Here is a 14,839-nt window from a genome sequence, read left to right as displayed (position 1 = left end):
TTTCGGGGCCCCTGCGGGGCACTTCAGGATGAGGTCGGATTGGGTGAGGACAGTTGCTCCGCCGTCGGGGCGAACCAGGACTGGAAACTGTCGTGGAGGGCGACGACAGGGCCGAGGGAGCGGTCCAGGCCCTGGCCGACCAGGGTGCGCAAGGGTGGATCGGGGTTCAGGGCTGCGGCGACGATCGCGTCGGCGACGGGTTCCGGGTCCGGGCCTTCGTCGATGTCGCGGATATGGCGGGCGCACTGCTCGGCGGCATAGGCGCTGTAGCCATAAGTCTCGCGCGGAAGGATGCCCTTCTGCGTCATGGCGGTGCGGAAGGTGCCGGGGGCAACCGTGACGATCCGGACGCCAAAGGGCTTCACCTCGTTCGCCATGGCGGCGGAGAGGGCGTCGGCCGCGTGCTTGCTGGCCGTGTACATCGCCATGTGCGGGACGGCGACGAAAGAGCCGCCAGAGGTGACGTTCACGATGCGGCCGCCGCCGCGCGCCCGCATGCCGGGAAGGACGGCCTGCATCACGCGCAAGGGGCCGAGCACGTTAGTGTCCAGGATCGCCTGCGCATCCTCGATCCGGCAGAGCTCGGCGGGCGCGATCAGGTGCAGGCCCGCATTGTTGATGGCGATGTCGAGCGGGCCAAGGCACCCCTCGATCTCCTGCACTGCGGCCCGGACCGAGGTTTCGTCCCGCACGTCCATGCGAAAGCGCTCGATGGGCAGGCTGTCGCGGGCGGCGGCGTCCCACAGGGCTTGCGCCCGGCCGAAATCGCGGACGCAGGCGGCGACGGTCACGCCGCGCCGCGCCAGGGCCAGGGCCGCCCGCTCGCCAAAGCCGGAGGCGCAGCCGGTGATGAGGGCGAGCGTCATCAGGTTCCCCTTCGCGCGCGATTGACCGCCTCGGTCCAGGCGGCGGTGTTGCCTTCCTCGCGCACCACCTCCAGCGCCAGGTGGCTGATGCGCCAGCCGTCGGCCGTGCGGCGGAAGCTGTTGCGATAGACGCCGAACATGGTGTAGCGCGCCTGGCCCCGCATGCCCGACAGCCAGTGCTCGGCCCGCATCGGGGCGCGGCAGGTGGCCGTGTCGCCGTCCAGGACGATCTGGATGTTGCTGATCATGTGCTGGGTCGCGTCGAACTGGCCGATCACGGCACGCGCCCCGCCGACGTGCTGGGCGCGGGGCAGGGTGGCCGGCGACAGGGTCGGGTCCATGCGGCTGAAGTCGGTGGACAAGGGATCGTCGAACAGCGTGGCGAAGCCGTCCCAGTCGCGCTCGTCCACGCAGGCGCCATAGCGGTCCATCAGGCTGCGGATCGCGGCCTCGTCCTCCCAGCGGCTCATTCCGCGGCCTCCGCCTGGGGGATGGCCTGGACCGTGACGGGCAGGCCGTCGATCAGGCACATGCCGGACACCTGTTCCCAGTCGCGGGGGTCACTGGAGGCGAGCAGGTTGATGTTGGCGCCGCCTTGCGCGTTGGCAAATGCCCAGCCGCCCTTGTGGCCCCAGCCATGGGGATAGTTGACGGAGCCGCGCACCACGTCGTCCGTCACCTCCACGTGTACGTCCAGGCTGGCAATGTCGGTCGCGATGCGGACCAAGTGGCCATCCTGGATCTGCCGGTCGCGGGCATCGTCGGGATGCATCTGGAGCGTCGGGCGGTCGGAGCGGACCAGCGCCTCGCTATTATGCATCCACGAGTTCATGGAGCGCAGCTTGCGCCGGCCGAACAGCTTCAGGCGGGTGTCCCGCGGCGCTGTGGCGCTGGCCTTGAGTCGGTCGATCTCGTTCGCCACCAGGTCATGCCACAGGCGGGGCCGCCGGTCGGGATAGGTCACGCGGTCCCACGAGCCTTCGGCATCGACGTTGGACGCCAACTGGCGCCCGCTGGGGAATTCCTGGCGCAGGCGCTCGATGCTCAGGCCCTCGGGCCGGGCGCCATACTGGTCGCCGAACGGCCCCTTGCGCAGCAGGGCGTCGACCGCGTGCATGTGGTCCGGACGCTCCACCCCCTCGGCCGTCCCGGCAAAGGGGCTGGCCTTGCCCAGGCGTTCCAGGATCGCGTCATAGATCGCGAATTCGTGCCGCGCCTGGCCCAGCGGCGGGATCACCGGATCGGTGTACTGCACCCAGGGGCGCGGTGCGTTCGGCACCCACAGGTCGTTCATGTCGGCGCGTTCGTAGAACGTCGTCGTCGGCAGGATGTAGTCGGCGTGGCGCGTCGATTCGGTGACGTAGAAGTCCAGCGCCACGAACAGGTCCAGGTCCTCCAGCGCCGCCTCGATCTCGTCGCCGCGGGGATAGGCCATGACCGGGTTCCCACCGTCCAGGAACAGCGCACGGATCTGGCCGGGGCCGGGGGTCAGGATCTCCTTGGCCAGGCCGCCGCCCGGCTTGATCGCGGCGATCAGGGGCAGGTCGCCAATGCGCGAGCGCCGGCTGCCATAGGGCACGGGGAAGGGCGCGGGCTCGCCCTGGAACGGCGAGCGGCCGATCACCCAGCCGCCCGGCCTGCCGAAATTGCCGGTCACCAGGTTCAGCGACTCGATGAACATGTTGATCAGCGAGGGGAACGTGCCGCGATTGGTGCCGACCCGGCCATAGACGGCGGCGGCCTTCGCCGTGGCCAAGCGCCGGGCCAGCGTGCGGATCTGTTCGACCGTCACGCCGCAGGTTCGCGATGCGGTCTCCAGGCACAGGTCGGACAGGGCGTCGCGCAGGTCGCGCCAGCCCTCCAGCCGGGCATCCAGGGCAGCCTCGTCCACCAGGTTCTCGGCGAACAGGGTCTTCAGGATGCCGCCCAGCAGCCAGGCATCGCTGTCCGGCGTCACGGGCAGGTGCTCGAAGCGCTTCGCCGTTTCCGTCCGTCGGGGATCGACCACGACCACGCCGCCGCGCGCCGCGATGTCCTCCAGCCGCTTCAGGGCCCGCGGCTCGCAGATCAGCGACATGTGCGACATCATGGGGTTGGCCCCCAGCATCAGCAGAAAGTCGCAACGCTCGATATCGGGGAAGGTCAGGCGCGTCGGGTGGCCATAGACCAGTTCGCAGGCGACGTGCTTCGCCCCCGTGTCGACATGCAGCGCGTTGTAGTTCTGGGTCGAGCCCAAAGCGTGGAGGAACGCGCCGCCATAGGCATAGTGCAGCGTCGCGAACGACGCGGGATTGCCGATATACCCCGCCACCCCGTCGCCACCATGGCGGGCGATGATCGACTCCAGCCGGGCGGCGATGTCGTCCAGTGCCTCGTCCCACGACACCGGCTTGAACTGCCCGGCGGCACCGCTGCGCTTCATCGGTTGCAGGATGCGGTCCGGGTCATAGGTCACGTTGACCATGCCCGGGCCCTTCACGCACAGGTGCCCCTGCGAGATCGGATGGGCGCGGTCAGGCCCCACCTTGGTGATGGTGCCGTCCTTGACCTCGGCGATCATGCCGCACAGTGCCTCGCACAGGCGGCAATAGGTGATGTGCGGGCCATCCGCGCCGGGCTGTGGGGGGCTGTCCGGTTGGCGGGGCGGGGCCACCTGTGACATTGCGAATCCTCCTGCCGGCCTCTGCCGGGCCGGTCCGGGGGACTCTAATCCGTTTCAGGAAGAAGGGCCAATTCCCCAGCGGGCGGGGCCGGGGCGCCCGCCTGGCAGCCTGTGCCAGGCGGGCGTAGAGTCGATTGGCCCGCCGGTCAGCGCCAGGGCTCGACCAGGATCTTCACGTGCTTCTCAGGATTGCCCAGGTCGGTGAAGGCCTGCTTTACGCCGTCGACGCCGACCTTGGCCGTCACCATCGGGCTACCGTCGATCTTGCCTTCCGCCAGGTAGTGCAGGGTCTGGGCGAACTCGTCCGGCGTATAGCCCAGGACGAACTGCAGGTTCAGCTCCTTGTTGATCGCGAAGAACGGCTCGATCCGGTCGACCTCCATGCAGACGCCGACGACGACGATGCGCGTACCGCGCTGGGCGCCCTCGAACATCTTCTGGATGACGCCGGGCACGCCCACGCATTCGAAGAAGACGCCCTGCTTCAGCTGCGGACCGACGCCCAGGATGTTGAGCGGATTGCCGGCGTCATAGCCTTCGGGTGCTGCCGCATCCAGGAACGACTTGTAGGGGGACGTGGTGGCCGGGTCGACGACGATGTCGGCGCCCATGATCTCGGCCAGCTTGCGCCGCGCGGGGGAGAAGTCGGCGGCGATGATCGGGCGCACGTCCTTCAGCTTCAGCGCGGCGATGACGGCCAGGCCCACGGGACCGCAGCCGATCACCACGGGCACTTCGTCGCCCTTCAGGTTGGCCTTCTGCACCGCGTGCCAGCCCACGGCCATCGGTTCGGTAAGCGCCGCCTGGTCGGTCGGCAGGCCGTTCGGAACGGGCAGCAGCAGCGCCTCGTTCAGGACCATCTGCTCGCCATAGCCGCCCGGTGCCGCATTGGCATAGCCGACGGTCTGCATCCCGGCGGCGGTGAAGCTGATCGGCACGGAACAGACGCGGGTGCCGACCGCCAGCTTGCGCCCCGTGTTCGGACCGTAGTCCAGGATCTCGGCACAGAACTCGTGGCCGAAGACGATGTCTCCGGACAGATCCATCAGGTTCTTGCCGCCTTGGCGCTCGATTGCCTCGACCATCTTGGGCGCATGGTGGAAGGCATGCAGGTCCGAGCCGCAGATGCCACAGGCCAGGGTCTTGACCAGCACCTGTCCATCGGCCGGCTTCGGCTCCGGCACCTGGTCGACGACGAGGTCGCCCTTGCGATAGACGGCTGCGCGCATGCTTGTGTCCCCCTCAACCCTGGTCGCTTCTGCGGCGGGACCCTAGCCGCATTGCCGCGCCCAAGGCCAGCGCGATTTGAAGCAGGGGCATCCCATGTTGCGCCGCAACAGAATGACGTTTTGAATGGTCGGTACGGCTTCCCTCACGCGACCTGGAAGCCATGAGCAAGGGGATCGCGGGGATCGACGACGATCGTGTTGTAGCCCGTCACGCGGGCCCAGCCGGCGATGCTCGGCCGGATCGCCGCGCGGCCACCGACCATCGCCGCACCCTCCACGCGGCAGTCGAACATCGTCCCGATGATGCTCTCGTGGATGAAGTCGTCACCGACACCAAGTCGGCCCCGGGCGACCAGTTGCGCCATGCGGGCGGACGAGCCGGTGCCGCAGGGCGAGCGGTCGATCGCCTTGTCGCCATAGAACACCGCGTTGCGGGCGTGCGCTCGCGCCGCCTTGGGCCGGTCGCACCATTGGACGTGGGTGACGCCGCCGATGCGCGGGTCTTCGGGATGGGCGGGGGCCACGGCCGCCTGCGCCGCCTGCCGCACCAGCGGGCTGAGCCGCACGAGGTCGCCGGCAGACAGGCTGTCGAGGCCAGGAAAGTTCGGCTGCGGCTCGACGATCGCGTAGTAGTTGCCGCCATAGGCGACGTCGAGGACGAGCTCGCCCAGGCCCGGCACGTCCACCCTCACGTCGGCGGCGTGAAGATAGGCGGGCACGTTGAACAGGCGCACCTGCTCCACGAAGCGCCCCTCCTGCCGGTATTCGATGGCCACGCGGCCGGCCGGGGCCTCGATCGCCAGGCGGCCCTCCTCGCGCGGCGTGACCAGGCCTTCCTCGATGGCGACGGTCACGGTGCCGATCGTGCCGTGGCCGCACATGGGCAGGCAGCCCGACACCTCGATGAAGAGGAGGCCGATGTCGCAATCGTCCCGCGTCGGGGGATAGAGGATGCTGCCCGACATCACGTCGTGCCCGCGCGGCTCGAACATCAGCGCGCGGCGGACCCAGTCATGGTGCCGGCGGAACAGCTCCCGCTTCTCGGCCATCGGGACGTGGGGCAGGACGGGGCCGCCGCCCGCAACGACACGCACCGGGTTGCCGCAGGTATGCGCGTCGATGCAGGAATAGACGTGGCGCTGGCCCTGCGCCCGCAGCGCCAGGGCTGCGAGATCCACTTCAGGCGGCCTTCAGGATGAAGTCCGCGGCCCGGGCGCCGATCATGATCGACGGTGCGTTGGTGTTGCCGCCGATCAGCTTGGGCATGACCGAGGCATCGGCCACGCGCAGGCCCTCCAGCCCCACGACCTTAAGCTCCGGCGTCACGACCGCCATGGGGTCGGTGCCCATCTTGGCCGTGCCCACGGGGTGGAAGACGGTGCTCGCGGTCTGGCGGATGAACTCCATGATCTGCTCGTCCGTCTGGACATGGGCGCCGGGCAGCATCTCTGTCCCGCGATAATTGTCGAAGATCGGGCTGGCCAGGATCTGACGCGCCGACTTCACCCCCTCGATCAGGACGCGCGCGTCCTCCTCGTGCTCCAGGAAGTTGTAGTCGATCGCCAGTTCGCCAGACTTGTCCAGCCACATGGAGCCGATGCTCTTGGGCCGCAGGACGCAGACGTTGATCGAATAGCCGTGCCCGAACTCGAACGTGCGGCCGCGATGACTGCGGATCGAGGGCACGAAATGGTACTGGATGTCAGGGATCTGGTTGGCATAGCGGGTCCGCGCAAAGCCGCCCGCCTCGACATAGTTGGTGGTGAAGAAGCCCTTGCGCTTCCACAGGTACTCGAAGGGGGCGGCGATCACCTTGGGCAGGTTGCCCCAGGAAATGCCGACCGTGTCGTGGCCGTGGGCCTGGACGGTCACGATCGCGTTGATGTGCTCCTGCAGGTTCTTGCCGACACCCGGCAGGTCGTGGCGCACGGTGACGCCTGCGGCCTGAAGTTCCGCCGCGGGGCCGATGCCCGAGGCGAGGAGGATGTGCGGGGAGCCGATGGCGCCCGCCGCCAGGATCACCTCCCTGCGCGCGACAACCTCGCGGTCGCCGCCGGCCTGGCGTACCGCGATGCCGGTGACGCGGCTGCCTTCCATGGTCAGCGCCAGCGCCTGGGTCTCGGTCATGATCGTCAGGTTGGGACGATCCTTCACCGGGTGCAGGAAGGCGCGGTAGGCGGAATAGCGCTGCCCGTTGTGCTGCGTGACGTCATAGACGCCGACGCCTTCCTGCTCGACCCCGTTGAAGTCGCGGTTCGACGTCTGACCCTGGCCGATCGCCGCCTGCACGAACATCTGGGAGAAGCGGCTGGGATCGCGCGGCTGGCTCACCACCAGTTCGCCGGAGAAGCCGTGCAGGTCCGGGTTCTGGCCCAGCAGGTTGCGCTCGGTCGACTTGAAATATGGCAGGACGTCGGCCCAGCCCCAGCCGGGGCAGCCCAGCTCCACCCACTCGTCATAGTCGTTGGGATGGCCGCGGATGTAGATCATGCTGTTGACCGAGGAACAGCCGCCCAGGACGCGGCCGCGGTTCAGCGTGATGACGCGGTTGTTCAGCCGGGCCTGCGGCACCGACTTGAACTGGTAGTCATAGACGGCGGAATTATAGAGCGTGACGATGCCGGCCGGCACCTGGATGCGCGGATTGGCGTCCGAGCCGCCGCCCTCGATCAGGCAGACGGTATGGCGCGGATCGGCGCTGAGGCGGGCGGCCAGCGCGCAGCCGGCGGAGCCGCCGCCCACGACCACGTAGTCATAGACCAGACCATAAGCCAGACCTGTCGTCACGCTGTGCCCCGCTGCCGTTGACCTGCGGCGAAGCACACCATGACCACGGTGCGCAGCACAATGGGTGTGGGTGCTGCGGCGGCCCGCCTACTCCGCGGCGCTGGCGGCGACGCCGATCGCGCCGCTGAACAGGTCGGGCGTGGTGAAGGGCAGGGCGCAGTCGAACAGGGCGCGCAGGCGCGGCTGCGGCTCAGCCGCCAGGAAGCTCAGCATGGCTTCGTCCAGCACCAGGAAGCGTTCGTCGTGCAGGCTGGCCTGGGCCGCGATCCGGCGCCATTGCCGTGGCGTCAGGCAGCCGAAGAACAGGGCGATGACGGGATCGCCGTCGCCCATGCGGCGGATCGCCTCCACGATGCCGTCGGGGGAGCGGCGCTGCCACAGAACGGCCAGCCGATAGCGGCCCTGCGCCCGGCTGCCGAACGCGTCGACGCCGCGTGTGTCGCGGTCGGGCACGGGCGCGGTCTTCAGGTCCCATTCCCCGTCCTGGCTGATGCGCCGGCGCTTGCCCCCCGACAGGCGCGGGTTGACGAAGCCCAGGCCCTGCAGCAGCGCGGTCAGGTCGCTGGTGACGCCTTCGCCCATTTCCGACGCACTGAGCCACAGTTCCAGCAGTTCGAGCGCGTCGGAGCGGCGCTCCGGCGGCAGCGCCTCCAGGTCCAGGGGCCCGGCGGCATGGCCCAGGGCCAGGGAATCCACCATCCAGCGGAAGCCCATGATGTTGCTGCGCGGATTGTCCGGCGTCAGGACCGGGCCCAGACCCTCGGCAAAGCCGGGGAAGAAGCGATCGAATGCCCCCAGGGATGGCGGCACCTCTGCCACGGCCGCAGCGGCGGGCAGCGCCTTGCCCCGGTCGGCGCGACCGAACAGGTCCTCGGCCAGGGTCAGGTGGCCCTGGCCCACGGCGGCCTGGATCCGGCGAAAGGCCTCGGGCTCCCGGCGCTCAAGGTCGCTCTCGCGCACCCGCTCGGCCAGGCCGCCCGCCCGTTCGCGTCGCGCGGTCATCAGCCGCTCTGCGATGGCGACCAGCTGCTGCTCGGCGGTGGGAAAGTCCACCACCTCCGCCGGCACAAGGGCGCGGATCTGCCCGTGCATCTGCTGCGCCTCGCCATCGGAGATGAGGCGCTGCGCCTTGGCCGCATCGATCTGGTCGGCCAGGCCGGTCAGCAACTCGTCGAGCTCCGCCGCGCAGGCCTCGATGCCGTCCTGCCGCTCCTCGGCCAGCGCCTCGATCTGGTCGGCGCGCATGAGGCCGCATGCCCCGCACCAGTCCAGGACATGCTGCGTGCCGACATGGTCGCCCAGCTCCGCCCGGGCGCGGAACACCTCGGGCCATTCGGGCACCGGCTGCTCGGCCAGCTGCAGCAGCTGGTCGGGCGTGTTGTTCTCGCGCGGGGTGAACGACCAGTCGGGCCCCAGGCGGAATTCCTCCTGGATCAGCAGGTCGCCGTTCAGCGCCATGGTCAGGCTGGAGGGCCCGGTGACGCGGCGCGTACCCGGGACCAGCAGCTCCGCCAGCTGGCGCAGCAGGCGGGCAGCGGCGCGGGCGGCCGATGCCGCGGGGTGACCCTGCTGCTCGAACCGGCGGCATTCCTCGATCGCCTCGGCCAGGTCGTCGGCCACGGCCTGCAGGCGCCGCACATTGTCCCGGCCCTGGCCCTCCCGCACCTGGGTGTCGCTAGCGTCGGGCGCCGGTTCCGCGTCAAGCTGGGCCAGCCAGTCACCGACCAGCTTGCGCGCCTCGGTGAACTTCTCGATCAGGTAGGTCCGGGCACGCCCCTCGATCGGCGCGCGTTCCGCCGCCCGCCCACGCAGGGCGCGGTCGGTGTTGATCAGCGTCAGCTCGAAGAAGGTGTTGCTGTCCCAGTTGCGCAGCGCGTTCTGGACGCGCTGGCGCCCGGCGCGCTGGTCCTCTGCCACCAGGCGCAGCACGCGGCCGATGGGGCCGTCCTGCTTCAGCCATTCCAGCCAGACGGCGGCCGCCTGGGGAATCGTCGTCGTGATCTCGGCATTGCGCTCGCGCTCAAGCCATTCATTGGCGTGGGCGGCAAAGGCCGCCAACTGGATCGACCAGCCGCGATGACCCTCAAGCGCGGCGACATTGCCGCTGGCCAGGGCCATCGGCATCGCCGATGCGGCGAGGATCGACTCGGCCAGGCGGACCGTATCGGGGAAGCCGTGCGCCGCCGCCTTCAGCGTGGCGACGGTGTCGGCGGCGCCGCTGTCGCGCGCGCCAAAGGCGGGAACCAGGCTGGCCACCAGGGCGACGAGCGCCACGGCGCGGCCTTCCAGGGTGCGGTCGTCGGCCGCCACCAGACGCTGCCCCCAGCGATTGAGCCGGCTGGCATAGGGCTTCAGCACCATGTCGTGCTGGCCACTGGCATCGGCCAGCGGGGCCGCGGCCGCCAGGACCAGCGCGTCGAGCGGCAGGAACGGCCGGTCCAGCGGGGGCAGTTCGTCCCGCGCCACGGCCAGGTGAAAGGCCAAGCCCCAGCGCCCCTCCGACGCGGCGCGCCACAGGCCGTCGTCGAAGGCGCGGCAGCGGGCCAGCGCGTCGCCGTCGTCGATGCTCTCGATCTGCTCCAGCGGATGCGGCACCAGCGACGTCGCGGCCGGCTCCGGCTCGGCGCGGGCGGCCTGGATGGGCGCAGGCGGCGGCAGGGGGGTCTCGGCCTCCGGCTCCAGGCTGCGCGGGCGCTTGACCCGGATGACGCGGCGCGTCGGCGCGTCGGCGCCCTCGTCGTCCGGCGGGGTGTCGGCGGTGAACAGGGGCGACGCGCTCAGCCGCGCGGTGATCGCCCGCTCCAGGACCGGCGCCGGGATCAGGTCCTCGTCTGCCAGGGCCGGGGCCTCGGGCTCCGGCACGGCTTCGGGTTCCGGCTCGGGCGCCAGCATCACGGGCGGCTCCGGCTCGGGCTCCGGCTCGGGGGGCGGGGCGGGGGGAGCGGCGGCCTCCACGCTGGAATTGGCCTTCAGCTTGCCCAGCACGGCGGCCGTGGCGAGGCGCGAGCCATAGGAGGTGCGCACCGCCTCCAGCATCTCGTCCAGCGTGTCCTCGTGCAGCGTGTCGCGTTCCTCGATCACGCGGAGCAGCGTGACCAGCGAATGCTCGCCGCTGATCAGGGCGTCCAGTTCCAGCACCTCGGCCCGGTCGTCCTCGATCCGGCCCAGGATCAGGCGGGCACTGTCCTGCAGGCTGCTCAGCGCGGGGAAGTCGCCGCGATCGACATGGACCAGGTCCAGCACCCGGGCGACGATGCGCGCCGCCTGGTCCAGGCGGGCGCGATGCCGCCGCATGGCGACCGCCTCGTCCAGGCGGACGACACACTGGCGCAGGGTTTCCAGGTCGCCGTCGCCGGCCTGCGGCACCTCGACCTCCAGCGCGCGGGCAGACACGGCGATGCGCTGGCGCAGGTTGCGGAAATCACGGGCCAGGGCGATCAGCTGCTCGCCCAGGACCTCGACCGGCAGGCCGCGCCGCTGGCCGAAGGCCTCCACCGCCTGCGCCAGCGCAGTGGCACTCGCCGCGAAACGCTGGCCCAGCGCGTCAAGGTCCGCATGGTGGCCGCCAACCTCATGCTCGCGCTGCTCAAGACCGGTGGCAATGGAACCGGGGACCGACATGCCAACTGACGCCATCGTCTTCTCACCTGACTTCGAGCGGACGGTAGGGTGCTGGCAACAAGGTTAACAAGAGATGATCGGATAATCATGCAGGCCGTGCGCGAATCACGCCACGCGTTCGTCCGGCGTCGCCTGCGTCACACGGATCACACATGATCCGGCCGCGACGCTGGCCTATCGTGATGCCATGCGCACCGTGATTCTCTGCTGTCTGGCGGTCCAGCTTTGTGGCTGCCTCCCCCTCGTGGCCGTGGCGACCGTGGGCGCGGGCGCCTCGACCGGCCTGATCCACAGCCAGACCAAGGGCAATCCCGACGGATCCAGCCCCACGACCTATGTGTCGCCTGAGGATGCCGCCCGCCAGCAGCAGGAGCAGGCCGCGGTCCAGGCGGGTGCTGCGGCGCGGCCTGACCCGATCGACGCCTATGACCCCAATCGCAGCGCCTACAGCCAGCCGTCCTACAGCCCGTCGCAGGCCTATGGCCAGGGTCAGGCGGCCTATGGCCAGGGCCAGTCGGCCTATGGCCAGGGCCAGGCCGTGTATGACCAGGGCCAGGCGGCCTATGACGCGCCGCGCGATACGGTGGGCGATCCGCTGCCGTTGCGGCCCCAGGGTGGCGGCATCGAGGTGGAGCCCCTGGACTGAAAAGGGCCGCCACGGTGTGACGGAGCACATGCGCCACGCACACTTACATTGAATTAACCCTTTCCTGACCAGATACTAGGATCTGGCATTCCGCACAAAATGTCCGGCTTTGGCAGGTCCTCCGGCTGGCAGGTCCAATGAGCGAGAACGAGTGGCGCAATACCGACGCGTATCGCGCCGTCATCCAGGCTTATCGGCGGGAACGCCAGATGGGCGACGAATACGGCGCCGAGGATGCCGGCGTGTCCGCGTACCTGCGCATCAACCCGCACGTGACCGAGCGTGAAGCCCGCGTGACGGTGCGCGAGATGGTCAACTATGCGCTGGTCAACGCGCCGGCCTGGTTCTGGGGCAATTCCAGTTCGGGCAAGGACCTGGTGGTGGGCCGGGTTCGCCGCGGCGATACCTGATCCGGGCGGGGCTGGGACGGCCGGTGCGCGTCCCCATCCGCCTTCCTCCTCCCTGCGCCCGTCGCGCAGAACTGCTCCTTCGCCTCCGCAATCGACAGGGACGCGCAAATCACTAGACTGCGCGCCCGATGTCGACCGCCTCACACCGCGCCCTGCTGCCAGAGGGCCTGCAGGATCGCCTGCCGCCCGCCGCCCTGTTCGAATCCTGGATCGTCGCGCGCCTATCCGACGTCATCCATGCGCATGGCTATGACCGCGTCGATCCCCCGCTGATCGAGTTCGAGGAGACGCTGCTGGCAGGCCCGGCACCGGTCCAGGCCTGGGACCTGTTCCGGCTTGTCGACCCGGTCAGCCAGCGCACCCTGGCCGTGCGCGGCGACATCACGGGGCAGGTGGCGCGCATCGCCAACAACCGGCTGGACGGGGCGGAGCGGCCCTTGCGCCTGTCCTATGCCGGCCAGGTCCTGCGGGTGCGCGGCACCCAGCTGCGCCATGACCGCCAGGCCCAGCAGGTGGGGTGCGAACTGTTCGCGCCGCCCAGCCCGCAGGCCGATGCCGAAGTGGTGCTGATCGCGATCGAGGCGCTGGAGGCGATCGGCATCACCGATCCCACGGTCGACCTGACGGTGCCCACGCTGGTGCCGACGATCGGCCAGGCGCTGGCGCTGGATGTCGACGTACGCGATCACATCCGCCGGGCACTGGACGCCAAGAACGCCGCCGCCGTGCAGGAACTGGGGGGCAAGCCGGCCCAGCTGTTCCTGGACCTGATGGCAGCGGCAGGGCCCGCCCGGCGTGCGCTGGAGCAGCTGGCGCTGCTGGACCTGCCGCTGCCCGCGTTCGAGATCCTGGACGGCCTGCGCCGCCTGGTCGAACTGGTCACCGCGGCCCGGCCGGATGCGCGCCTGACCATCGATCCGTGCGAATATCGCGCGCATGAATGGCATGCAGGCATCGGCTTCACCCTGTTCGGCGCGGACGTCCGCCGGGGCGAGCTGGGGCGCGGTGGGCGCTACCTGACGGGGGCCAAGCGCGACAGCCACGCGACCGCGACCGGGGTCACGCTCTATGTCGACAGCCTGGTGGGGGCGGTGCCGCCGCCACCGCCGGTGCCGCTGGTCTTTCTTCCCGCCGGCACGCCCGCGGCGGAGGGCCGGCGCTTGCGCCGCGATGGCTGGCGAACCCTGGCCGCGCTGGACGCCGAGGGCGACCCGCGGGCCGAAGCACGCAGGCTGGGCTGCAGCCATGTGTGCATTGACGATTCTGTGGAGGCGGTCGATTGAGCAACGTAACGGTGGTCGGCGCCCAGTGGGGCGACGAGGGCAAGGGCAAGATCGTCGACTGGCTCAGCGAGCGGGCCGACGTGGTCGTGCGCTTCCAGGGCGGCCACAATGCCGGCCACACGCTGGTCGTCAACAATACGACCTACAAGCTCAGCCTGCTGCCCTCGGGCGTGGTGCGCGGCGGCAAGATGTCGATCGTGGGCAATGGCGTCGTGGTCGACCCCTGGGCCCTGATCGCCGAGATCGAGCGGATCCGCGCCCAGGGCGTGGACGTCTCGCCCGCGTCGCTGAAGGTGAGCGAGACGGCCTGCCTGATCCTGCCGTTCCACAGCGAGCTGGATGCGCTGCGCGAGGATGCCCTGGGTACGGCGGGGATCGGCACGACCCGGCGCGGCATCGGTCCCGCCTATGAGGACAAGGTGGGCCGCCGGGCCCTGCGCCTGGGCGACCTTGCGGATCCGGAGGCGATGGCCGCCCGCCTGGACCGCCTGCTGATGCATCACGACGCGCTGCGCGCGGGCTATCACCACGCGCCCGTCGACCGCGCCGCGCTGGAGCAGGCCCTGGCCGAGGTGGCGCCGAAGGTGCTGCCCTATGCGGCACCGGTCTGGGACCTGCTGGACGAGGCCCGCGCTCGGGGCCGGCGCATCCTGTTCGAAGGGGCGCAAGGAGCCATGCTCGACATCGACCACGGCACCTATCCCTATGTCACCTCCTCGAACACCATCGCGGGCCAGGGTGCGGTCGGCGCTGGCGTCGGTCCCGACGCGCTGGGCTATGTCCTGGGCATCGTCAAGGCCTACACCACCCGGGTCGGGGCGGGACCGTTCCCGACCGAGCTCAACGATGCGATCGGCCGCAGGCTGGGCGAGCGCGGTCATGAGTTCGGCACCGTCACCGGGCGGCCGCGCCGCTGCGGCTGGTTCGATGCCGTAGCGGTGCGCCAGGCGATCAAGGTGGGTGGCGTCAAGGGCATCGCGCTGACCAAGCTCGACGTGCTGGACGGCCTGGACGAACTGCGCATCTGCGTCGGCTACGAACTGGATGGCCAGCGGATCCAGCGCCTGCCGGCGACCATGCGCGGCCAGGCGGCCGTCACGCCGATCTATGAGACCGTCGAGGGTTGGCACGAGACCACGCGCGGTGCCCGCTCCTGGGCGCAGCTGCCGGCGACCGCGATCAAGTATGTCCGCCGGGTGGAGGAACTGATCGACGCGCCCGTCGCCCTGCTGTCGACCAGCCCCGAGCGCGACGACACGATCCTGGTCCACGACCCGTTCCGCGACTGACGCGCAGCGCCTATGCGCCAGCCGTTGCTCAGGCGACAGAGCAATT

At 70.0% G+C, this 14,839-nt stretch carries 11 protein-coding genes; 4 read left to right on the top strand and 7 right to left on the bottom strand.

The annotated features are described in order from the left end of the window. Nucleotides 1–23: 23 nt before the first annotated feature. The 7 genes from ACI6GS_RS16700 to ACI6GS_RS16670 form a co-directional block, all read right to left on the bottom strand. Complete coding sequence (locus ACI6GS_RS16700) at nt 24–866, bottom strand: SDR family NAD(P)-dependent oxidoreductase (protein WP_439814587.1); 843 nt, start codon at nt 864–866, stop codon at nt 24–26. Further along, nucleotides 866–1,336: a nuclear transport factor 2 family protein gene (locus tag ACI6GS_RS16695; RefSeq protein WP_439814586.1), complete on the bottom strand. Its 471-nt coding sequence runs from the start codon at nt 1,334–1,336 to the stop codon at nt 866–868. Before ACI6GS_RS16695 ends, ACI6GS_RS16700 begins: the two co-directional genes overlap by 1 nt. Further along, nucleotides 1,333–3,528, bottom strand: coding sequence for a molybdopterin-containing oxidoreductase family protein (locus ACI6GS_RS16690; protein WP_439814585.1), 2,196 nt, complete (start codon nt 3,526–3,528; stop codon nt 1,333–1,335). The genes ACI6GS_RS16695 and ACI6GS_RS16690 overlap by 4 nt, the downstream gene beginning before the upstream one ends. Before the next feature lie 146 nt (nt 3,529–3,674). Further along, on the bottom strand, nt 3,675–4,757 hold the full coding sequence (locus tag ACI6GS_RS16685; RefSeq protein WP_439814584.1) for a zinc-binding dehydrogenase: 1,083 nt from the start codon (nt 4,755–4,757) through the stop codon (nt 3,675–3,677). A gap of 143 nt (nt 4,758–4,900) precedes the next feature. Then, nucleotides 4,901–5,935, bottom strand: a complete 1,035-nt coding sequence (locus tag ACI6GS_RS16680; protein WP_439814583.1) for a 4-hydroxyproline epimerase — start codon at nt 5,933–5,935, stop codon at nt 4,901–4,903. Between the two features lies 1 nt (nt 5,936). Further along, complete coding sequence (locus ACI6GS_RS16675; protein ID WP_439814582.1) at nt 5,937–7,544, bottom strand: GMC family oxidoreductase; 1,608 nt, start codon at nt 7,542–7,544, stop codon at nt 5,937–5,939. Between the two features lie 87 nt (nt 7,545–7,631). Then, on the bottom strand, nt 7,632–11,180 hold the full coding sequence (locus ACI6GS_RS16670) for a hypothetical protein (RefSeq protein WP_439814581.1): 3,549 nt from the start codon (nt 11,178–11,180) through the stop codon (nt 7,632–7,634). 229 nt (nt 11,181–11,409) lie between these two features. Here ACI6GS_RS16670 and ACI6GS_RS16665 point away from each other — a divergent pair, with 229 nt between their 5' ends. The 4 genes from ACI6GS_RS16665 to ACI6GS_RS16650 all read left to right on the top strand — a co-directional run bounded on the left by ACI6GS_RS16665 (nt 11,410) and on the right by ACI6GS_RS16650 (nt 14,793). Continuing rightward, the gene (locus ACI6GS_RS16665) at nt 11,410–11,811 is read left to right on the top strand and encodes a hypothetical protein (RefSeq protein ID WP_439814580.1); all 402 of its coding nucleotides are present in this window, start codon (nt 11,410–11,412) and stop codon (nt 11,809–11,811) included. A 137-nt stretch (nt 11,812–11,948) separates the two neighbouring features. Further along, the gene (locus ACI6GS_RS16660) at nt 11,949–12,221 is read left to right on the top strand and encodes a hypothetical protein (RefSeq protein ID WP_439814579.1); all 273 of its coding nucleotides are present in this window, start codon (nt 11,949–11,951) and stop codon (nt 12,219–12,221) included. Between the two features lie 128 nt (nt 12,222–12,349). Continuing rightward, entirely contained in the window at nt 12,350–13,504 is a 1,155-nt protein-coding gene (locus tag ACI6GS_RS16655) for an ATP phosphoribosyltransferase regulatory subunit (RefSeq protein WP_439814578.1), read from the top strand. Continuing rightward, a complete protein-coding gene (locus ACI6GS_RS16650) occupies nt 13,501–14,793 on the top strand; it encodes an adenylosuccinate synthase (RefSeq protein WP_439814577.1) in 1,293 nt (430 codons plus the stop codon). The genes ACI6GS_RS16655 and ACI6GS_RS16650 overlap by 4 nt, the downstream gene beginning before the upstream one ends. Nucleotides 14,794–14,839: the final 46 nt, after the last annotated feature.

This window comes from Zavarzinia sp. CC-PAN008 (genome assembly GCF_051903925.1).
Lineage (GTDB): Bacteria > Pseudomonadota > Alphaproteobacteria > Zavarziniales > Zavarziniaceae.
This window is presented reverse-complemented; position numbering and strand designations above follow the sequence as displayed.

Excerpts from the sequence above, each read along its gene's own strand:
- ACI6GS_RS16700 (WP_439814587.1), bottom strand. The coding sequence starts at position 866 with ATGACGCTCGCCCTCATCACCGGCTGCGCCTCCGGCTTTGGCGAGCGG.
- ACI6GS_RS16695 (WP_439814586.1), bottom strand. The coding sequence starts at position 1,336 with ATGAGCCGCTGGGAGGACGAGGCCGCGATCCGCAGCCTGATGGACCGC.
- ACI6GS_RS16690 (WP_439814585.1), bottom strand. The coding sequence starts at position 3,528 with ATGTCACAGGTGGCCCCGCCCCGCCAACCGGACAGCCCCCCACAGCCC.
- ACI6GS_RS16685 (WP_439814584.1), bottom strand. The coding sequence starts at position 4,757 with ATGCGCGCAGCCGTCTATCGCAAGGGCGACCTCGTCGTCGACCAGGTG.
- ACI6GS_RS16670 (WP_439814581.1), bottom strand. The coding sequence starts at position 11,180 with ATGGCGTCAGTTGGCATGTCGGTCCCCGGTTCCATTGCCACCGGTCTT.
- ACI6GS_RS16660 (WP_439814579.1), top strand. The coding sequence starts at position 11,949 with ATGAGCGAGAACGAGTGGCGCAATACCGACGCGTATCGCGCCGTCATC.
- ACI6GS_RS16655 (WP_439814578.1), top strand. The coding sequence starts at position 12,350 with ATGTCGACCGCCTCACACCGCGCCCTGCTGCCAGAGGGCCTGCAGGAT.